We start from the raw sequence: 20,813 nt of genomic DNA, 5'->3' as shown, positions 1-20,813 counted from the left end.
CGAAAGGCCATGTCGGCGCCCACGCGGTCAATGTCAATGCGGAGGCCCGAAGCGTCTCTATCCTTCGTGTTGTGGGCAGAAGGGCCGATCGAAAGTGGGGCCGGCGGCGTAATGATGTGGTGTCGGCAAGCCGGGACAAGTCTTTTGTCAGTTGGATTACGTGAGGCGAGGCCGGATGCATTAGGAGGCATGGACTTGGCCAGCGCGAGGCGACAATCACTTTCAACACCGGCGTAAGCCAAATTATGCATCGATCTTTGTGATGCTGTATTCTTCCGCCCGGAAGCTTTCTGTCTTTGCTGAGTAGTCAAACATCGAAAACGGCCATGGGATTGCAGGACGCCCGCTTTTGCCCTGATACCAGGTAGTCACGCCCGGTGCGCCCCAAGCCCGCATGCGATTGACTGCATCCACGACGGCGTTCAGCTCATCATGCACGTCCCAGCGTACATCCACGCTCTTCACGGCGTTTTTCAGCATGTACTGAAAGGTATCGACAATATAATTTACGACGAACTCCGCGGTATTGATGGCATTTCCATTGATGACCTTGCCGCTATTGGGGCCGCCGATGACAAACAGGTTTGGAAAACCTGGAATCGTGATCCCAAGGTAGGCGCGGCTTTCTTCCGCCCAGCGCTCATGCAGAACTTCATTTTCGAGACCAATGATCTCAATCGGGGCCAGGAATTCCGATGCTCGAAAGCCCGTCGCGAAGACGATGACGTCCACCTCGTGGTGGGCTCCGTCCTTTGTCTCGATCCCGGTCTCGGTTAAACGTGCGATCCCGTCGGTGATCAGGTGGGTATTGGGGCGACTGAGGGCCCTGACAAACGATCCATCGTCGCGCATCAAGCGTTTCGTGCCGGGCGGGTAGTTTGGCGTCAGTTTTTCGATGAGATCCGTCCGGTCGCCGGCGTGCTTCACAAGTCCGGCGAGGCTTTCCTGGCGCAGACGTTCATTGAGCTCGCTGACAGATACCGGATGTTTCCACTTTGGGTCGACCTTCACCGCGGGTAAGCGCCCCGAAGAGCCAAGCCAGAATTGCCACAACCGAAACCAGCGAGCGTAGCCGGGTACGCGCGCCAGCAGCCACAACATTCCCGGTGCGATGTCCTTGTGATAACTCGGCGTAGGGAGCATCCACGGCGGCGTTCGCTGGAAGACGAACAGGCTTTCGACCTTCTCCGCGATTGACGGCACGATCTGAAAGGCGCTGGCCCCGGTACCGACGACGGCTACCCGCTTGCCGGAAATATCGACGTCATGACGCCATTGGCTCGAATGGAACACCGCGCCCTTGAACCGCTCTTGTCCTTCGATCTCGGGAATGCGCGGACGATTGAGACCACCGCAGGCTGCAATTACTGCATTGGCCTGGTATTCGGAAATTTTCCCGTCGCGGCGGATTTTCACGGTCCAAAGTCCGCTGGCTGCGTCAAACCGCATGCTCTGCACTTCACTCGATAGACGGTAGCAGGCGCGAAGATCGGCCTTTTCGACCACATCCTGGATGTAGTCAAAGATCTCGCCACGCTGCGAAAACGCCTGAGGCCAGTCGCTCTTGGGTGCAAAGGAGTAGCTATAGGCGTAGTTCGGCGTATCCAGGCGGCATCCGGGATACGTATTGTTCCACCATACGCCTCCGAGTTCGGAGCTTTTTTCGAATCCAATGAACGGGATACCCGCCTGGGACAGCCGGTACGCAGCAGCGATGCCACTTAGCCCGCCACCGATGATGATCGCGCTGAAGTCACGCCCAGGGGCGAGCTCAGATTTCTGCCAGGCTGGCCGGCGGGGGTCGAATGGCAGGCCAAGCTCGCTGAACAGAAGTGGCAGGTGGTGGTCACTTGCATTCTTGGTGATGTATTTGAGGGCGGGCCTCATAAGGTCGGCATCTGGCGACAGATTGCCCCAACCTTTGTCGCGCGCCCTGATCAAGGCCCCGGTGGCCAGGGCCCGGGCCTTCGCCTGAGCTTCCTGCGACATCCCGCCCTGCGGCACCGCTGCTGCCAGCAACAGAGGTGTCGGCGGCATCAGATCTTCTGAAATCAGGGAGTCGTCTTGCATGATCACGGAAAGGGCCGCCAGCAACGGCGGCAGTTCCGCTTGCGCGACCGCATCCTCAATCGCGGCGTCGCTGCCGTCGAGAGGCTGGGTGCGCCCGTAATATTCCCGAACCACGTCTGGATCAGTTTCGGTATTGGGAAACTGCAATTTCGTAGCCTGGGTAATCATCTCTGCCTGCTTGCTTCCGATTGTCATCTTGCGGGGAGTTGCGCGTCAGCAGGCGTGCGAGTGCCTGCATCCCCTGGTATCGCCGATCCCCAATCCTATTGGTGCCGGCAAATGAACGTCAAGAAATAAATAATACCTAGTATAATAAGTATGTGAAGTATATGGAAATTGATGCGTTCTTTGACATTGGGAAAGTTAAGGCCATGAAGCAGCCAAAGGTAATGACGATAGCGGGCGTGAGTGCGGAGCCGGGACAGAGGATTCGCGGCAAAGTGGCTCTCGCGCAACTGTCCGACGGCGCTTCGGTGGATATTCCCTTTGCGCTTCTCAACGGCGCAAAGCCTGGCCCGCGCATCTATCTTGGCGCCGCGATCCATGGCGACGAAGTGAACGGGATCGCGATCCTGTTCGAAGCCTTGCGGGGACTGGATCCGGCCGATCTCTCGGGGCAAATCGTCTGCGTGCCGGTGCAGCATCCATTGGCGCTTTATGCCGATCACCGTCTGCCGCTGGCGCAATTCTTGAAATCTCCCCTGGATCAGGCGCCGGCCGACGCATGGACCTGTTTTCCCGGATCTCAAGACGGCAATCCCGCACAACAGCTCGCTCACCTCCTGTTCGGCTTTATCCGCGAATGCGATTATGTCATCGACATTCACACGCCGACCCGAGGGGGGCGCTACGTCCCGATTGCGATTCTGCCTCCGGAGTCCTTGGACAAGGACGGGCGAATCCTGCAGCTCGCGAAAGGGCTTGGCAATGGATGGATCATGCGCTCGAGCAGCGATTTCTATGTCGCTCCGGGTATATTATGCGTAGAGGCTGCAAGGATCGGCATTCCCGGATTCACATTCGAGATCGGCGAAGGCGGCCGGCTTGAGCCGGATGTGGTGGAGGTGGGGAAGAGTTGCATCCTGAATGCTTTGCAGTCCCTCGGGATGTTGAGCGTTTCGCGCAAGGATCCGGCTGAAACGCACCTTATGAAAGAATTTGTCGGGCTGCGCGCGCGGGCCGGCGGCCTCCTCTACAATCACGTGAAATTAGGGCAGCGGGTAAACCGTGGCGATCTGCTCGTGACGATCGTCAATGTCTTCGGGGACGAGGTAGAGAGGGTGACGGCGCCCCTCGATGGATATGCCGTCCGCCTCACGACATTATCAACTGTGTCTACCGGCGAACGCGTCGCCACGCTTGGCATTGTCTGAGCAATAATCAGGCAAGCCGATTGCCGAATCGAGGGTGGCGACTTATTGGACGACGAGGCTGGAGCCGAATAAACGGGACGCCTCCATGCGTCCCTAGACATGTGGAGGAAAGGGCGTCTTAGTGATCAACGTAGGAAACCTCTCGCCGCTCTATACACAGCTTGCTGACGCGCTGCGGGAGAAAATTACGTCTGGTGCCTACGCTCCGCATGCAGCCATACCGAGCCAGTCGGAGCTGGTTGAAGAATTCGGGATTAGTCCCATTACGGTCCGTCGTGCGATTCGAGAGTTGACGTTCGAAGGCCTGCTTTACTCCCGTCAAGGCTTGGGAGTGTTCGTTACCGACCGGCGCAAGATTGTGCGCACCTTGGTAACGGGACACTTTGCTTCTATCCGTGAAGATATCATTCACGCCGGTATGGAGCCGGCAATAAGAGAAGTTTCATTTGGCCGTTGCGAGCCGGATCCGGATATTCTCAGACGGTTGGGGTTGCGCGGAAGGGCGGCGCTCTATCAGCACGAGAAAATTATACTTGCAGATGGGATTCCGCTTGCTCTGGACACGGTACACTTGCCGCCGCGCCTCGCTCAGATACTACGTGAGGGCCTCGCCGGGGATTTTCTCTTTGTGCTCTTATCCAAATTTGGGATCAGGCTCGGCGTGGTGAAGCGAGACTTTGAGGGGGCTCTCGCCGGCGCTCGCGAGGCCGAGCTGCTGGGTGGTGCGTCTCCCTTCCCCCTCATTGTCGAGCGCTATGACGTATTTGATGCTGACGGTGCTCCGTTGCTGTCCGGCCGGACGGCAACAAGGTCGGATCGCATACGTTTTGAAATAACCACAGAGAACTGACGGTTTTCGATTCACAACGGATTATCGTTGCTGCACAGACCCTTGATCGTTGGCTTTCTCGTTGAGGGATTTGTCAATGAGCGCGAGGAACGCTTGCGCGAGCCGTGACAACGGCCGTTCCGAACTTGTAATCACGCCAATTTCATAGGGAATGGCGGGGCGGAACGGGCGTGTCTCCAATCCCAGTCCCTTGAACATTCGTGCTGACCAAGCATCTACGATGGAGACGCCGTAGCCTGCCGCAACCATTGCGCATATCGAGCTGAAGAAGTCGACCTCCGCAATTGCATTGAGGGTTGCGCCCTCTTGGGCGAACGCCTCGCGTATTCGGTGCGATATCATGCGCTCAGGGGGCATTGCGATGAAAGGTTCTTCGGAGAGGTCTGCCGACGTGAGCACGCTCTTGGCCGATGCGGGGTGATTGTTGGGAACGATAGCGATGCATTCGTGCGCGTACTTCTGCACATGTACCCCGCCAATATCCACGGGCAGCTCGGCGATTCCGATATCGATGGAGGCTGCGGGAAAGAAGCTGCGTACCTCTTCCGATGTGCGATTAATCATTCGTATGTGGGCATCGGGATTGTCTCGAAGAAACTTCGCCGTCATCACTGGCAGGAAGGAAATCGACGCGCTGGGATGACTCGCGACGACAAGCCTTCCTGATTTCCCTTCACGAATGCCTTCGGCGATTCGATCGAGGCGCTGGAGTTGGCCCAGCGCGTGAATTACCTCGGTGTAAAACTGTTGCCCTTCGACAGTGAGCGTGAGGCGCCCGCCGTTGCGCGCAAAGAGGCTGAAGCCGATTGATGCCTCAAGGCGCGATATCTGTGCGCTGACTGCAGGCTGTGTAACACCTAAAACCTCTGCCGCCTTTGTAACCGAGTTGTTGCTTACGACTGTCCGAAAGGCATCCAGCAGCTTTATGTCCATGCCTAACTTTCCCTCCGTCGCACAGATTATGTGCGCATTTGCATAAAAAATATCTATTGAGGATTATATTGCTAGAACATAGTCTTACTGGAAATAATGCGCAACAATCGGTGCATAATTCGCTATAGCATAAGGGATTTTTTTGATGCTGGTGCGCCAAGTCAAGGCCAGCGGCAGCTCTGCTCCGATCGGGGATGCGCCCCTTATGGCGGCCCAAGGGATCAGCAAGAGTTTTGGCGCCGTGGAGGTGCTGAAGGATGTCAGCCTTGCCGTCCGGGCTGGCGAGGTGGTGAGCATCATCGGTCCCTCCGGTTCCGGGAAAACCACGTTGCTTCGCTGCCTTGCATTGCTTGAGCAACCGTCGGCCGGCCGCATCGTCATGCAAGGCAAGGTGATTTCCGACGGCTTGAACGGACCGGAAGTTCGTCGTGCTGCCGCGAAGGTGCGGCCGGACATCGGGATGGTGTTCCAGCACTTCAATTTATGGCCGCACATGACCGTTCTGCAAAATGTCACGGAAGCGCCCATGCGCGTGAGAAAGCTCAAGCCGGTGGACGCCACCGCTTTGGCGTCGGAGCTTCTCGCAAAGGTCGGTCTTGCCGACAAGCGCGACGCTTATCCATCACGTCTATCGGGCGGTCAGCAGCAACGAGTGGCCATCGCCCGTGCGCTTGCCATGACTCCGCAAGTCATTTTCTTTGATGAAGCGACGAGCGCACTCGATCCAGAACTTCGTCATGAAGTGTTGCAGGTCATGCGTGAGCTCGCCGTGGACGGGATGACGATGGCTGTCGTCACCCATGAAATGCGTTTCGCTCAAGACGTTTCCTCGCGGGTCGTTTTTATGGATCAGGGCCGGGTTGTGGAGGTCGGGGAGCCCGGAGCTTTCTTCAAGAAACCAGAGACTGAGCGTGCGGCACGTTTCCTGAGACAGATCGAAGTGTAACCGGATGGGATATGGAACGGAGATGATGATGAGGACTGCAAAGGCTGGAACTGTGGCGGCTTTGGTCGCTGCCTGCGGCGTGTTGATCGCCGTGTCGTCCTCGACAAGCGCTTTTGCGCAACAGCAGGAGTCTCGGCTCAACAGAGTTACCAAAACCGGTGTTCTGCGTGTGTGCCAGACGACCAGCTACTATGCCGTTTCCTATCGCAACCCCAAGACCGATCAGCTTGAGGGTATCGATGCTGATCTCGCCAGAGAACTTGCCAAGGAGCTTGGAGCCAAGCTTGAGGTTGTGGAATCAAATTTCGCGACGTTCATCGCCGACCTTCAGGCCGACAAGTGCGACATAGGAATGTTCGGAATTGCCGCGACGCTGAAGCGGGCCCAGGTCGTTGAGTTCTCAAAGCCTTATTTGCTGACAAGCCTTTATGCCATCATTCGCAAGGACGGCAAGATCAAGAGTTGGGACGATATCGACAAGCCGGGTGTGCGGATTGGCGCCCCGCTCGGCAGCTACACCGATACTTTCATGCGCAGCTACTTCAAGCAGGCGACTTTGACGAGCGTTGCGCCGCCGGCAACCATTGAAGGCGAACTTGCGGCTAACCGCGGCGATGCGATGATTGGAGATTACGCCTCAGCGATCCGCACCAAGAACGAGTTCGACTGGGCCGAAGTTGTTGCGCCGGACAAGCCTCTTCGTCAAACGCCATACGCCTATGTGATGCCTCAGGGCGATCAAGTGTGGTTGAACTACATCAATCTTTTCATCGACACGGTCAAGGCCGACGGCCGCTTAAAGGCGTTCGCTGAAAAATATCAGCTTGGCCCCATCCTTGCTCCCTGATTGAGCCCAAGAGAGCGATCCGGTCGTGTCTCATGTCGGATCGCTCAGCATCGGAGAGCGGCATGGTCACCTACACTTTTCGCTGGGATGTGATCTGGCAGAATCTGTCATTCATTATGACGGGTCTGGAAAATACCCTGATCATCTCCGGCGTCACTCTGCTACTGGCGATGTTGGGCGGACTGGTTGTCGCCGTCCTCGATATGTCGCGCTACTGGCCTCTGCGCGTCATTGGAATCGCCGTAGGCGAAATCATTCGAAATACGCCGGTTCTCGTCCAGCTGTTGTGGGTATATTACGTTTTGCCGATCGTTTTCGGGATTAATCTCACGGCCTTTGCGGCTCTGGTGATTACCCTTTCTCTCTACTCATCTGCGTTCATAGGAGAGGTTTACCGCTCTGGCATTCAAGCTGTTCCAAAGGGGCATGAGGAGGCAGCAAAGGTGCTTGGCCTTTCCGACTTTCAGTGCTTCAGGCGGATCATTCTGCCGCAAGCCGTAATCATGACGCTTCCGCCCCTCGCGGCCAACTTCGTTCAGCTTATCAAGTACTCATCCATGGGTGCTATTATATCAGTAAGCGAAATAACCCGGCGAGGCATGGAACTCTCAGCGTCTACGTTTCGTCCGCTGGAGATATTCACTTTCATCGCAATCGTCTATTTCTTCATCTGTTGGCCTCTCTCGATGGCCATCCGCCTATGGGAAAGACGTATCGCCCTTCGCTAGGGACGATGAAAAATCTCCGCTCGCTTATCCGGCGCTGGACCCAGCGGGAAGTGTAATCGGGCGATGATCGTGCTCGCCCATAGGGACGACATTCGTGTGGAGGGGCTCTCGGAAGTTCCTGCAAAGGCCCTTGAAGAACTAAGGCGCAAAGGCTCCAAATAATGAAATCAAGAAACGATGTGTTCGCGTCGCGCCGCCAGGCTTTACGTGAGAGCGCGCTTGCCTCGGGCGAGACCGTGGTATCGATGACAGCGACACTTGTTCGCGAGCGGAGTGAGACGCCGCCAAGCGATACGCGAGCGGTCCGTGACGCCGCCTTGCGTCTGCTTCAGACCATACCTGGTATCGAGATAGTCTCGCTCCATATGGCGGCTCACCCTGTGGCTAATCTGGTCGCGCGCCTCGCTGGCGGACAGCCGGGACGCCGCCTCATCTTCTCCGGCCATCTCGACACCTATCCGGTGGGAGATGAGAGGCAGTGGACGAGGCCTCCCTATCTCGCCGAGACCCATGATGGGTTTTTATATGGCCGCGGCTCCTGTGACATGAAAGGCGGCATTGCTGCTTCGATCATGGCCATGAGACTTCTTGCAGAGCAAGCAATGCCTTTTCCCGGAGAGATCGTGCTGGTGCTTGCCGGCGATGAAGAGTCCATGGGGGAGTTGGGGACGCAAGCAGTAATTGACAGCATTCCCGAATGTCGCGGTGATGCGGTTATTGTGCCGGATGTAGGTTCACCAAACGTCCTCCGCATAGGTGAGAAAGGAATGATTTGGCTTCGCCTGGAAGTCGCCGGCAAAGCCTCCCACGGCGCTCACACACATCGCGGCGTCAACGCGGTTGATACGCTGATATCCGCGCTGGCCGAATTGAAGGCGCTCGAAGCTCTTCGTATAGATCCCGCCCACCCTGCTGTACGGGTTATGGACGAAGCGGCGCATATATCGGAGCCTTTAGGTGGCGCAGGAGAGAAAGAAACCATGAGCCGGGTGACGGTCAATATTGGCCGCATCGGTGGTGGAGTTTCACCAAATCTCGTACCGGGGACCGCGTGGGCGGATCTGGACATTCGTATTCCTGTTGGGGTTTCCGTGGCTGAGGTCGAGAAGCGCATCAATGCGCACCTTCTGGCATTCCCCTCCGTTTCGGCTGATATAACGCGCCGATATGAAGCAACGTGGACCAATGCGGACGATCCAATCGTACTGTCGGCTCGCGCCGCGGCGCAGGATGTGCTGGATGCCGAGGTTGTCGTTAATATGAGGGTCGGCGCTTCGGATGCGCGCTTGTGGCGACGCGCGGGAATGCCTACGATTGTTTGCGGCTTGACACCTTATAATTTGGGGGCGCCTGACGAAAAGCTTGATATGTCGGAGCTGCCTATCCTTACCGCTCTCCTCGTCTCAACCGCGTTTGACTACCTGCATAAATACCGCTGAACTCCCAAGTCGCCGAACGCCCCGACCTGAGTCCGGCAAATGCAATGACGAGATTCTAACGGTTCGCGGCTCGTGCATGCCTGAATGGTCGCCGGTCCGACAAACAATATAATAGCCCTGCCGCAACCCAGACTGCCTATCGTCAAATGATGGTCTTCGTATCGAAAGCGGCACCGAAACTCCACCGATCCAAATCGTCTCATGGCGTGTTGTGTACTTTACGCTGGCCGTTGGTTTGGGATTTCGGAGCGGCCTTTGGAGAGGTGTGCTTTCCTTCGTCCGGGCGGCGCGAGGTCAACTGCTCGTACCAGCGCTGCCGAAATGCGCTCCACGAATTTTCGTCTTGAAAGCTGACGTCGACGAACCATTCCGTTGTGTGCGTCCCGTCCGGCCATGCTCGGTCTTCGCCGTGCCATTTCAAGACCGGCCATCGCGGATTGCGATGGGTGCGTCCGGTCCTGTCGTGAAGCGATGGGCGTCCCAGGCCGTCACCGAGCCAGGCCATGACCTCGGGCAGGAACGTATTTGCAAAGGAAAGTCCGTGGCGGCCGAGGCGCTGCGGCGCGCGCAACAATCGCTGTTCGATCCAGGCGAAGGCCGGCGGCGCGCTCTCGACATGGAATTGCCGCAGCACCAGCAGCCGGAAACCGCAATCGAGCCATATGGCCGGGACGGCACGGATGGTGGTCGCCTGCGGGTGCAGGTCCATTTTCAATCCTGACAGTTTTCAGCTTCAGACAGCGTTCAATTCAACGCAGCCTACAATTCGACCAGGCATTGGCTCTGCGTGAGCAGTGGTTCGACCGACGCCATCTTGTCTTCGCCACGGCGTCGCTCAGAGTTTTGCGGCCGCCCATCGGAAATGGGCGGAATCCGACACTGGGAGCGTTGCAATTCCAACATTCCGAACTGCCGTGGCCTGGAAACTTATCGGTTCTGATGCAATCAAAACCGGGCTCTACTCCTTTGTTTTGACGCGTTTTCTCACGCGAACCGGAATCCTCGTCGCCGTCTCGGCAATCTCCACCGCCTCGCGTATCCTGAAAGCCGTCAGGCGCTTGATGAAATCCGCGGCGGCATTGGCGGCGATGTCGATCAGGATGCGCTCTCCATCCTGAATCAGGAAGACGTCGTAGAGCAACTTGCCCCGGCCTGTGAGCAAGCCCGCATACAGCGTTCGGTCCGCGGCGAGCTGCCGAATATCGTTGGTCATCACCCCCTGCAGAAACTTGACGCGGTCGGGCCCGCCGATGGCGACGACGCTACGATCAGGCAATATGGCAGCCTTCAAGGATTCGGTCGTGGTCGCCTCGTCATCGCCGGCCGTATTCGTATCGGCGCTTCGGCAGCGGTCGGCTCGATCATCTCGTCCTCGATTCCTGTCGAACCGGGCGGGCGTCGGCGAGGTTGACCAACGAACCCGTGGGTTGACGTTAATTCCGGCGCGCCAGGGATCGCAGGAATCCCTGATATTCCTCGGTCAGCTCCATATCCACCGCGGGAGCCAGGCTAAGCAGCGCGTTCGCGATGAAGGGCTGGTCATTGCGGGGCTCGTCCAGAACCGCGCGCAGGACCGGAACATTGTCTTCAATGTGCTGGAGGAACGCGACGCCTTTCTCCAGGGTCTCGGTCCAGCGCGCTCGGGTCCAGTTCGCCAACGGATACATGACCTCGTGGATGAAATTGGATTTGCGCGCCTTCTCGAAGAAGCGCAGCCCGGTGTTCCAGTTTTCCTTTGAGCGTAGCGGCGGCGGTGGAATGTCGCCCAGCAACATTTTCTTGCCGGCCTGTCCAACGAAGTCTTCCAGCGTGATCGGCGCGTCGATCTGGGAGCGGAAATGCCACAGCCCGAACGAGCCGGGGAATTCCTTGCCCATGCTCTCCACCAGGGAGGCTTCCACCTTGTCCACCGCGGCCTTGTCCGCCTTCATCGCGGCTGTCATGCAAAAGGCAAAGATCGCGTCGTTTCCGACCTCATGAACGCCGGCTTTTCGCAACTGCTCCGGCGAGAGTTTTGGTGTCTCCCCGTCCGGGGGGACCTCGGCTTCGCCGGCCCGCTGCGCGGTAATGAAGGCGGTGATTTCCAGCCAGCTCATCAAATTGGCGATGAACATGTCGGGGTCCGTATGCACAATCGCCAGATTGAGCGGCATTTTTCGTTTTTTCAGTTCCGCCATGTCGGTCATGACTTACTCTGCTGTTCGACTTTTTGTCGGCTTTCACGCAAACCGTGACGCAACTCCGACGGAGCGAAGTGCGGGAGCAGGCTCTAACCGGCTCAGCACTTGAGCAGCAAAACCAATGCCAGCTATTGGCAGCCGTATCCCTGTGGCGGCCGGGCCGATGCGAGCGCGGGAATCGGTGGGACGATCCCGGATCGGCATCAGGAAGCCCGTCCGTTTCGACCAGCGCTTGGCTTGCCTGCCGTTTTGCTGCGAAGGATTGCGCTGGTGCGCCCGCACGTTGAACGGGAGGCATCGGGCGACCAGAAGTCGCGAGCTTGCAACGATAGCGCTATGTCTGATCTAACGCAGCGATGTCGTAGCTCCGACAAGACTGTCGCAAGGACAGCAATAGGGGTTAGTAGTCCGATTCTGATGTTCGCCCCTCGTTAGGGCAGTCGGAAAATTGAACCAGCGCTCCCGGCGTGACGGTCCGGCCACAGAATTATGTTGACTATTTAGTCAACCAAAATAATCTCGTTGTCGAATTAGCGTTTCTGGACGCCTCGTCACAGAAAATGAACCGCGGTCTTTAAGTCGATCTGGTTCGGGAAAGGGAAGCCATTACGGTGTCCTCGCTCGACAAGCCTCCTCAGTGAACCCGCGCCTCTGATTGCTCACAAGCCGAAGTTTTCCAACAATATCGACCCAAACGGAAGATGGCCTCCGATGGAGGCTGTCGCTTCGGTGTGAAGGCAATTGTCAATGAGTGTTGCGGCTTAATTCAATATCAACCGAACAGGAAACCGTATGAGCGCAGGACGATATTCTTTTCGCAAAACCGTGGTTGCGGTTGCTGCTATTGGGAGCCTTACCGCTTACAGCGGTAGCGATGCTTCGGCGTCGCCGCCGGCTCCCGCGCCGTCCACACAGACAGCGAATGGTCAGGCCTGTCAGAAACTGGCATCGGCTGCATCCGAGGTGTGGCCAAATCCCACCACTGTATTGACTGCTGCAACGTTCAACGCCGCTTCGCCTGCGAGTGCCGCGGCTCCTGCCGTGCCTGAGCACTGCGAAGTCATCGGGTTTATGAACAAACGCGTGGGTACGGATGGAAAGCCTTACTCCATTAAATTCCACTTGCGCATGCCTACCAATTGGAATGGCAGGTTCTTTATGGAAGGCGGAGGCAGTTCGAATGGAATATTATCTGATGCCCTTGGCTCGCTTCTGAACTTCCCCTCCGATAACGCCCTTGCACATTCGTTTGCGGTTATCAGTACCGATAGCGGCCACGACAATTCTATCGACAGTGACCCGAACGCACAGGGCGGCGAGGCGTTTGGGGCAGATCATCAGGCGCGTCTGGATTTCGGATATAATTCCTATGATCTGGTCACACAGTTTGGCAAGGCCGCGGTTGCAATGTACTACGGTAAACCGCCGGCCAAGTCCTATTTCATGGGATGCTCTGAAGGTGGCCGCGAAGCGATGATGATGTCGCAGCGCTTTCCGACGTATTATGACGGTATCGTCGCGGGCGATCCGGGCATGCAGCTACCGAAATTGGGCATCGACGGCGCCTGGACGAGCCAGGCATTTGCGGCAGTCGCCCCGGCTGCAGATGCAAATGGTCTCCCCGCTATCGGGAAATCGTTCAGCGACCCCGATTTGATGCTGGTGAGGAATGCGATCCTGGGAAAATGTGACGCACTCGACGGCTTGACCGATGGATTGATCAACAATAGCGCCGCGTGTCAGGCAAGCTTTGACCCAGCGACGGCGGTAAATCCTGTCACTTCGCAGCCTTTGCTTTGCAGCGGCGCCAAGACGGATTCATGTCTCACGGCTGGGCAGATCGGTGCGCTTAAGCGTGCTTTCGCAGCCCCAGTTAATTCCAGCGGTTTAGCGCTTTATACATCGTGGCCCTGGGATGCTGGAATCAGCGGCATATCCAATGGCACCTACAACCAGGGATGGCGGATGTGGTGGCTCGGAAGCTATGCTGCAGCCCAAAGTGATGCACAGCGATATACGGGCGCCTCACAGGGAAGGTGGTTGGCGGTGTACTCGACGCCGCCGCAGTTTTTTGCGGCTTCCCCCGGGAACAGCGCAATTGGCACCCGGATTCTGCAATTCAATTTTGATGTCGATGCTCCAAAGATATTCGCGACGGCTGATGCCTATCCACAATCGTCGATGCAATGGGATCAGACCGTGTCCACCGATTTGAGCCAGTTTAAAGCCAACGGCGGAAAGTTGATTCTCTTTCATGGACTCTCGGACGCCGCGTTTTCTGCCAACGATACAATATCCTGGTACACGGCGTTGACGGCCGTAAACGGCAGCAGCACGGCTGATTTCAGTCGCCTGTTCCTTGTACCGGGAATGAATCATTGCAGAGGCGGGCCGGCCACCGACCGATTCGATATGCTTTCGCCTCTCGTCAATTGGGTGGAGAACGGGGTTGCTCCGGACAGTGTCCCGGCGACTGCGTCGACGCCGTCCTACTTCAACGCCGTCGCGCGAAGCCGTCCGCTTTGTCCCTATCCGAAGCTGGCACATTACTCGGGCTCGGGTGACGTTGATGCCGCAGCGAGCTTTACCTGTCAGTAAGGGGCAATGCCGCTGAGCGAACCGGAGCATGATCCGGACCCGGAGGGCCGTGTCAGCGCAAGGGGGTACTGGTTTCCCCTCGCGACAAACGCGGAAGGCGTTCGTGCAGGAAGATCATGCTCAGTCAAAAAGCCAGAGCGGGAATGACGATTCGAAGAAAGTCATCCCGCTCTGGCTGACGCCGGCAGGTTTCACCGGCAAGTTCCATCTGTCGATGGGTGAAATTGCCCGTCAGGGTGGGCTCATTCTGCAAAATATTCAAAGCACGATACGGAATTTCCGTAGGCGAACCGGGAAATGCATTGTTTATCCGGCGGCCTGAGAGATAGAAGCCCGGAAGCGCGATAGCGCCAGGACGAAAAGCAGGCCGCCGACCCCCACAATCACCGCTAGGTTCGGCCAGATGATGTCCAGTCCAGCACCTCGGAACAGAATCGCCTGAGCGATCTTGACGAAATGTGTCGACGGCACCGCCTGCATGACGATCTGCAGCAACCGCGGCATGCTTTCGAGCGGCGTATATCCGCCGGATAGAAGGACCATCGGCAGCACGACAAGGATGAAAAGCAATCCGAATTGCGGCATGGAGCGCGCGACCGTGCCGAGAAGGATGCCCATCGCCGTGGCGAAGAAGAGGTAGAGCATCACGCTCATCTGGAACAGCATCAACGACCCGGCGGCCGGCAATCCCAGCACGCCGCGCACGATGATCATGAGCGAGAGCCCGGCGGCGATCATGATCACGAGCCCGTTGGCCCAGACCTTCGCCATGGCGATTTCGAAGGGCGATAGCGGCATGACCAGCAGGTGATCGAGTGTGCCGTGTTCTCGTTCGCGGATCACAGCCGCGCCCGACAGAACAATGGCGAGCATGGTTACGATGTTGATCAGCCAGGCGACGCCCATGAACCATGAAGATTCCAGGTTCTCGTTAAACGTGATGTGCAGGCGGAGCGCCACCGGCGGGTCAGGCTGGGTGTCCGTTCCATAGTAGAATTTGTTGACTTCGTCAGTTACGATCTGCTCGATATAGCCAGCGCCGATACCGGCCTGCAGTATCGCCGTGGCGTCGGCATTGACCTGGACCGTGGGCGAGCGGCCTGCCGAGACGTCGGCCTGAAACTTGGGCGGGATGTTGAGGATGAAGGTGTCGCGACCGCTGTCCAGACGCCGGTCGATATCGTTGAAGGCGATCTGTTCCGGCGTCTTGAACTGGGGTGACAGCAGCGCGGCGACGATATCATTCGATAGGCGCGAGTGGTCCTCATCGACGATGGCGACCGACGCGTTGCGCAGCTCGAACGAAATGCCGGTCGCCAGGCTGTAGATCGCGTAAGAAAAAGCAAAGACGACCAGCCCGAGCAACACGGCGTCATGGCCCAGGCTGCGCAACTCCTTGATTCCAAGGTACCAGATATTCGAAACCCGGTGCATGATTCAGCGATCCTGTTTTGGCAGGAGGAGCAGGCTGACCACGGTCAGCACGGGAACGAATGCAGCGAGCTTCAGTAGATTGCCGGTGAGATCGGCGAAGCCCAGCCCCTTGGTGAAGGTGCCCACGCTGATTCTGAGGAAATAGGTCGTTGGGAAGCCATAGCCGATCGTCGCCGCAATGCCTGAGAGCGAAGAGACCGGCATGATCAACCCGGAGAATTGCAGCCCGGGCAGGATAGTCAGGATGGCGGTACCAAACAGCGCGGCGACCTGCGTGGTGGTAAACGCGGAGACCAGCAGCCCAAGGCCGGTGGTCGCTATCGAATAGATAAGTGCGGCAAGCGTCAGCGTCAGTGAACTGCCCTTGACCGGCACCTGGAAAAGGAAGACGGCGAGCATCACCATGGAGACGTAGTTCACCATCGCCAGGCCGACATAAGGCAGTTGCTTGCCGAGCAGGAACTCGAGCCGGCTCACGGGCGTCACGTAGAGGTTGACGATCGAGCCCAGTTCCTTCTCGCGCACGATACTGAGCGCCATCAAGATGGACGGGATGAAGATCAGCAGCAGGCCGATGACCGAGGGCACCATGGCGTAGATGCTCTTGAAGTCCTGGTTGTAGCGGTCACGGGTCGCGACCTGGGCCGGCTGCCAGCGTGTCTGCGCCCCGGTCATGCGCAGATTGAGGTGCGTCAGGTAGCTCAAATGCACGCCGTTCAGGTAGCCTTGAACCGTTTCAGCGCGGAAAGGCATGGCGCCGTCGATCCAGGCGGAGACCTCGGTCGCGGTGCCCCGCTTCACGTCGCGACCGAAGTCGGGCGGTATTTCGACCGCGAAGGAAAGCTTGCCGCTCTTGAGCCCGCGATCAAGCGCGGCATAATCAGCAAGCGGCGCCCGCTGGTCGAAATAACGCGTATCGGCGAATTCCTCGATATAGTTGCGGCTCTCCGGCGTCTGATCCCGGTCGAGCACGGCAAAGGTCAAATGCTCGACATCGAAGGTGATGCCGTAACCGAAGATCAGCATCAGGAGTGCGGTGCCGAAGAATGAGATCGCCAGCCGGACCGGATCACGCAGGATCTGCAGCATCTCGCAGCGGGCGTAGGCGATGAGCCGCCGGGGGCTCAGCGATGCGGCCGTCACCGCCATGTGACCGGATATCACGGATGCGGCCAGGTCCGGTTTCGATGAACCGGCCTGGATATCGGCCTCCGGCTTTACCGCGAAGCGCTCTGCTGCCGGTCGCGCCTGGTCGGTCGCCTCTTCGAGATAGGCGATGAAGGCCTCTTCCAGCGTGACAGTGCCGCGCGCCCTGATCAGTTCCGTCGGCGCCGCAGTCGCCAGAATGCGCCCGGCATGCATCAGCGCGACCCGGTCGCACCGCGCCGCCTCGTTCATGAAGTGGGTGGAGATGAAGATCGTGACACCCTGGTTGCGCGAAAGATCGGCCAACAGCGCCCAGAACTCCTCCCGTGCGATCGGGTCGACGCCGGAGGTCGGTTCATCCAGGATCAGAATTTCCGGCTCATGGATGACGGCGACCGCGAGCGAGAGGCGTTGACGAATGCCGAGCGGCAGTCGATCCGACCTCTCGTCGAGAAGCCCGGCGAGGTGAAAATCCCCGACCAGCGCGGCGATTCGCGTCTTTGCTCGGTCTGCCGGGATTTGAAACAGCCGCGCGTGCAGTTCCATGTTCTGCCGGACGGTCAGTTCGCCATAGAGCGAGAAGGATTGCGACATATACCCGACGCGCCGGCGCATATCGATATTGGCGGCATCGATGCTGTGGCCGAAGAGCAGCGCCTCGCCCTCGGTCGCCGGCAAAAGGCCGGTGAGCATCTTCATCGTGGTCGTCTTGCCGCAGCCATTGGACCCCAGAAATCCAAAGATCTCGCCGCGTTCGATCGTGAGATCGATGTGATCGACGGCAACGAAATCATCGAAGCGGCGCGTCAGGCCGCGCGCTACGATGGCTGGCGCGCCCGGACTGCTCTGGCGTGGCGGGATATCGACGGCCCTGTAGCCGGCGCGAGCCGTCTCGGGCAGCAGCGCGACGAAGGCGGCCTCGAGCGTGGCGGCGCCCATGCGCGCCTTGAGCGTCGAAGCGTTGCCGGCTGCCAGCACATGCCCGCCATCCATCGCGACCAGCCAGTCGAACCTTTCGGCCTCTTCCATATAAGCGGTCGCGACCACCACGCTCATGCCTGGCCGCCTGGCGCGCATGGTGTCGATCAACTCCCAAAACTGGCGGCGCGATAGCGGATCGACGCCCGTCGTCGGCTCGTCGAGGATCAACAGATCGGGGTCGTGGATCAACGCGCAGCACAGGCCGAGCTTCTGCTTCATCCCACCCGATAGCTTGCGTGCGGGCCGATCGCGGAACTCTGTCAACCCGGTGTTCAGCAACAGCTCATCGATTCGAGCCGCGCGTTCTGCGGCGGCCTGGTCGAACAGGCGGGCGAAGAAATCGACGTTTTCGGCGACGCTCAACTCAGCATAGAGATTGCTGCCAAGTCCCTGGGGCATGTAAGCGACGCGCGGGCAGATGGCGCGTCGGTGCCGTGCGTCGGAGATATCGCCGCCGAGCACTGTTGCCTGTCCGGATTGCAACTTGCGGGCACCGGCAATAAGGCCCAGCAGCGACGACTTGCCGACGCCATCCGGCCCGATCAATCCGACGATGATTCCTGCGGGCAGATCGAGCGTCACGTTATCGAGCGCCGATACGGCGCCGTAGCGGTGCGTCACATCGGTCAGCCGCGCGGCAAGCCCGTTCGGCTCATTCATTTCGGCACCGCGCCGGCGCTCGAGCCTGTATCGGCCGGCAGCTTCGACTGTAGACGCGCTGGCCATACGACGTTGGGATCGAAGCGGATATAGGCGGTGCCTGGCAGGCCCGTGCGCACCTCCGCGATATGGCCCGCGAGCAGATTGGGGTCGACCTGCACCTTGATCCGGAACATCAACTTGTCCCGCTCCGACTGCGTCTCGACGGGTTTGGGGGTGAATTGCGATGTCGGCGAGATGAAGGAGACGCTGCCCGGCACGACCAGATTGGGCAGCGCATCGAGCACGATCCGCCCTTCCGAGCCGAGAGCAATCTTGCCGACATCCTCGGTCGGCAGGAACATCGTCATGTAGACCTTCGACAGGTCGAGCAGGGTGAATATCTTGGCGCCAGCGCCGATCACCTCGCCGGTATTGACGAGTCGATACTGCACCCGGGCATCGCGTGGGGCCACCAACACGCCATCGGCGATCTCGATCTTGTTATAGGCAACATCCTGCGTCGCTGCGGCGATGGCTTGTTCCGTCTCGCCGATCCTGGCTGTCGCAGCGTTCAGCGCCGCATTGGCGCCCTCCAGCGCCTGCCGGCGCTGGTCGAGCAGCTCGTCGGTCGCGAATCCCTTCTGAACCAGTGTTTGTGTGCGATCGAACTCCTGTTGGGCGAGCTTCTGCAGGGTCTTCTGCTGCACCAGATTGGCCGAGGCCTCATCGAGATAGCGCTCTGCCAGCGTCAACTGCGCCTCTGATTTTCGCAGCGTCGCTTCCGTATCGCGGGTGTCCATGCGGGCGACAACTTGCCCGGCCTTGACAAGGTCGCCTTCGTCGACCAGCAGCGTGGCGACGCGTCCGGGAAACTTTGGGGTGATGTCAATATCGTCGGCCTCGAGACGGCCATTGCCCCAAACGATGCCATCGGGCAATGCCGCCTGATGGTGCGTCCACCAGTACCAGCCCCCAGCGCCGCCGCCCAGGATCACGAGCAGTCCGGCGAGGACCAGCCAAAGCTGCATTTTCGACCGCCCCCCAGGCTTGCCCGAGGATGGGGGCGGTTGTGGAATCAGCGCCGGCGGGCTGGCTACCGGAAACGCAGCATCAGGAGCCGCTGCATCGGGTGTGCGGGACTGCACAGGCGCGGTCGTGCGGTTGCCGTCGGGCTTCACATCCTGCATCAGATCCTCACATCAAGAAGTACGAAGACATCCTCACGCCGCCGTTCCGGCTCGGCGGGGTTTGCGGAGCGTGTACCGGCGGCTTAACTGGAATCGGAGACGCGTTAATCCCACCAGGATTGACGGGCCCGGAATACCGTTTCAGCATCGTTCCGAGAGATGGTCGCCAACCAGAACGGCCATCGCTCCAGATCAAATGCTCAAGCCGGGTCTTTTGCTGGAAATCCGAGGGCTTTCGGCAATTCGGTTGAGTAGGCGGTCCAGGATGCCTGGAAAAATTCTGATTGGCGCTTGAACAGATCCGATACGCCGTCGCAATGAGCGAGGCTCTGGACAAACTCGGCTTCAGCCTGCCTGCGTTTCGCGGCAAAGGAAAGCAGATTGGACCAGTATTGTGCAGCGGTTTCCGCCAGCTTCTTCGATTGCTCCAGTTGCGGCAGGAACGATGGAGGCAGTCCAAATGAGATCGGCGAGTTCGCGTTTTCGGCGGCCATGATCGAGACTCCAATGTCATGAGTGTCTGAACAAAATCATATGAGCCGGAGTTCGGACGGATCATCTTGATCTATGTCAACGGCTGTTGACTAATTGAGAATTATGGTTCCGAATAGTTGAAAAAGAGGTCACGTATGCCGGCAGCGGTACCAAGGAAACGATCCGCAAGCCTTACACGTCAGCGCATTCTGAAGGCGGCGTTGGCCCGCTTTGCGGAGGTCTCTTACGAGGAAGTCGGTCTGCGCGACATCGCGCGGGATGTAGGAGTTGACGTTGCCCTCGTGCATCGGTCATTCGGCTCGAAGGAGAAGCTCTTCGCCGAGGCGTTCAAGGCGGCGGTCCAGTCCGAACGTCTGTTGTCTTCAAAGACGACGGAATTGGGTGCCGCCCTTACCAGGAATATCTTTGAACGCGGCAATGACCCGGCTTCGGGGCATGCCGTTGCGCTCCAGATCTTCGTTCATTCATTATCCAGCCCCCAGGCCAGAGAAGTCCTGCGTACCTTTGTCCTGAAAGATTTTATCAGGCCGCTGGCTGCCAAACTTGACGATCGCGCGCCGCAGCGCGCTGCCCTGATAACCGCATGCCTGGTGGGAGTCAGCATCCTGCGCGATGTCCTGAAGGTCAGGCCGCTCCTTGATCGATCGAGAGCGGAGAGTCAGCCCTTGATCGAAAAAATTCTCAACATGTGCCTGGATGATAGCGGCGAAGCCAATCCGTCGACGGTCGGGTCGGCTGCAACGGACCGGAGCGCTCTCGATCCTCGCGTTGGCGCCGGGATTCCTGCCAGGCGCGGCGCAGGAGGAGGGCGACGCGTTCGGGCCGCGGTTGTTCGCTCGGCGCGCGCCGACAATAGTGGTGGCCAGGATATGCAGTAACAAGGGAGGGAAATCGACGCGATCCTGCGAGGTCAACGCGGTCGCGCCGGGATGGTTTAATCATCAGATATGGCGAGTGCGTGCCG

Annotated in this window: 18 protein-coding genes; 9 read left to right on the top strand and 9 right to left on the bottom strand. The window is 58.6% G+C overall.

What is annotated here, in order from left to right; all coding sequences use genetic code 11:
• Window positions 1–243: 243 nt before the first annotated feature.
• Entirely contained in the window at window positions 244–2,238 is a 1,995-nt protein-coding gene (locus HB630_RS18565; RefSeq protein WP_213773728.1) for an NAD(P)/FAD-dependent oxidoreductase, read from the bottom strand.
• A 203-nt stretch (window positions 2,239–2,441) separates the two neighbouring features.
• Between HB630_RS18565 and HB630_RS18560 the strand changes: the two genes are divergently transcribed.
• Complete coding sequence (locus HB630_RS18560) at window positions 2,442–3,443, top strand: succinylglutamate desuccinylase/aspartoacylase family protein (protein WP_213773727.1); 1,002 nt, start codon at window positions 2,442–2,444, stop codon at window positions 3,441–3,443.
• A 121-nt stretch (window positions 3,444–3,564) separates the two neighbouring features.
• Window positions 3,565–4,293: a GntR family transcriptional regulator gene (locus HB630_RS28780; RefSeq protein ID WP_213773726.1), complete on the top strand. Its 729-nt coding sequence runs from the start codon at window positions 3,565–3,567 to the stop codon at window positions 4,291–4,293.
• A 21-nt stretch (window positions 4,294–4,314) separates the two neighbouring features.
• Here HB630_RS28780 and HB630_RS18550 read toward each other — a convergent pair whose 3' ends face one another.
• A complete protein-coding gene (locus HB630_RS18550) occupies window positions 4,315–5,226 on the bottom strand; it encodes a LysR family transcriptional regulator (RefSeq protein WP_213773725.1) in 912 nt (303 codons plus the stop codon).
• A gap of 145 nt (window positions 5,227–5,371) precedes the next feature.
• On the opposite strand from HB630_RS18550, the gene HB630_RS18545 reads away from it, so the two are divergent.
• The 4 genes from HB630_RS18545 to HB630_RS18530 all read left to right on the top strand — a co-directional run bounded on the left by HB630_RS18545 (window position 5,372) and on the right by HB630_RS18530 (window position 9,186).
• On the top strand, window positions 5,372–6,172 hold the full coding sequence (locus tag HB630_RS18545; RefSeq protein ID WP_276571609.1) for an amino acid ABC transporter ATP-binding protein: 801 nt from the start codon (window positions 5,372–5,374) through the stop codon (window positions 6,170–6,172).
• A gap of 28 nt (window positions 6,173–6,200) precedes the next feature.
• Window positions 6,201–7,019 carry a transporter substrate-binding domain-containing protein gene (locus tag HB630_RS18540; RefSeq protein ID WP_213773724.1) on the top strand — a complete coding sequence of 273 codons (819 nt, stop codon included), beginning with the start codon at window positions 6,201–6,203 and terminating at the stop codon, window positions 7,017–7,019.
• A 62-nt stretch (window positions 7,020–7,081) separates the two neighbouring features.
• Window positions 7,082–7,747: an amino acid ABC transporter permease gene (locus HB630_RS18535; RefSeq protein ID WP_213773723.1), complete on the top strand. Its 666-nt coding sequence runs from the start codon at window positions 7,082–7,084 to the stop codon at window positions 7,745–7,747.
• 161 nt (window positions 7,748–7,908) lie between these two features.
• Window positions 7,909–9,186: a M20/M25/M40 family metallo-hydrolase gene (locus HB630_RS18530; RefSeq protein ID WP_213773722.1), complete on the top strand. Its 1,278-nt coding sequence runs from the start codon at window positions 7,909–7,911 to the stop codon at window positions 9,184–9,186.
• Window positions 9,187–9,385: 199 nt separating this feature from the next.
• Here the strand turns inward: HB630_RS18530 and HB630_RS18525 are convergent, their stop codons facing one another.
• The 3 genes from HB630_RS18525 to HB630_RS18515 all read right to left on the bottom strand — a co-directional run bounded on the left by HB630_RS18525 (window position 9,386) and on the right by HB630_RS18515 (window position 11,372).
• Entirely contained in the window at window positions 9,386–9,895 is a 510-nt protein-coding gene (locus tag HB630_RS18525) for a hypothetical protein (RefSeq protein ID WP_213773721.1), read from the bottom strand.
• A 249-nt stretch (window positions 9,896–10,144) separates the two neighbouring features.
• Complete coding sequence (locus HB630_RS18520) at window positions 10,145–10,462, bottom strand: hypothetical protein (protein WP_213773720.1); 318 nt, start codon at window positions 10,460–10,462, stop codon at window positions 10,145–10,147.
• A gap of 157 nt (window positions 10,463–10,619) precedes the next feature.
• Window positions 10,620–11,372: a hypothetical protein gene (locus HB630_RS18515; RefSeq protein ID WP_213773719.1), complete on the bottom strand. Its 753-nt coding sequence runs from the start codon at window positions 11,370–11,372 to the stop codon at window positions 10,620–10,622.
• 786 nt (window positions 11,373–12,158) lie between these two features.
• On the opposite strand from HB630_RS18515, the gene HB630_RS18510 reads away from it, so the two are divergent.
• A complete protein-coding gene (locus HB630_RS18510) occupies window positions 12,159–13,964 on the top strand; it encodes a tannase/feruloyl esterase family alpha/beta hydrolase (RefSeq protein WP_213773718.1) in 1,806 nt (601 codons plus the stop codon).
• Between the two features lie 103 nt (window positions 13,965–14,067).
• Window positions 14,068–14,286, top strand: a complete 219-nt coding sequence (locus HB630_RS18505) for a hypothetical protein (RefSeq protein WP_213773717.1) — start codon at window positions 14,068–14,070, stop codon at window positions 14,284–14,286.
• Here the strand turns inward: HB630_RS18505 and HB630_RS18500 are convergent.
• The 4 genes from HB630_RS18500 to HB630_RS18485 form a co-directional block, all read right to left on the bottom strand.
• Window positions 14,271–15,398, bottom strand: coding sequence for an ABC transporter permease (locus HB630_RS18500; protein WP_213773716.1), 1,128 nt, complete (start codon window positions 15,396–15,398; stop codon window positions 14,271–14,273). The two genes, HB630_RS18505 and HB630_RS18500, sit on opposite strands and share 16 nt — an antisense overlap.
• A gap of 3 nt (window positions 15,399–15,401) precedes the next feature.
• Window positions 15,402–18,185 (bottom strand): ribosome-associated ATPase/putative transporter RbbA, encoded by a 2,784-nt coding sequence (rbbA, locus tag HB630_RS18495; protein WP_213773715.1) that lies wholly within the window; start codon window positions 18,183–18,185, stop codon window positions 15,402–15,404.
• The gene (locus HB630_RS18490; RefSeq protein WP_213773714.1) at window positions 18,182–19,354 is read right to left on the bottom strand and encodes an HlyD family efflux transporter periplasmic adaptor subunit; all 1,173 of its coding nucleotides are present in this window, start codon (window positions 19,352–19,354) and stop codon (window positions 18,182–18,184) included. The genes rbbA and HB630_RS18490 overlap by 4 nt, the downstream gene beginning before the upstream one ends.
• 200 nt (window positions 19,355–19,554) lie before the next feature.
• On the bottom strand, window positions 19,555–19,848 hold the full coding sequence (locus HB630_RS18485; protein ID WP_213773713.1) for a hypothetical protein: 294 nt from the start codon (window positions 19,846–19,848) through the stop codon (window positions 19,555–19,557).
• A 135-nt stretch (window positions 19,849–19,983) separates the two neighbouring features.
• Between HB630_RS18485 and HB630_RS18480 the strand changes: the two genes are divergently transcribed.
• Window positions 19,984–20,727, top strand: coding sequence for a TetR/AcrR family transcriptional regulator (locus HB630_RS18480; protein WP_213773712.1), 744 nt, complete (start codon window positions 19,984–19,986; stop codon window positions 20,725–20,727).
• Window positions 20,728–20,813: the final 86 nt, after the last annotated feature.

Origin of the sequence: Bradyrhizobium sp. dw_78 (assembly GCF_018449525.1) — a bacterium.
GTDB lineage: Bacteria > Pseudomonadota > Alphaproteobacteria > Rhizobiales > Xanthobacteraceae > Bradyrhizobium.
This window is presented reverse-complemented; position numbering and strand designations above follow the sequence as displayed.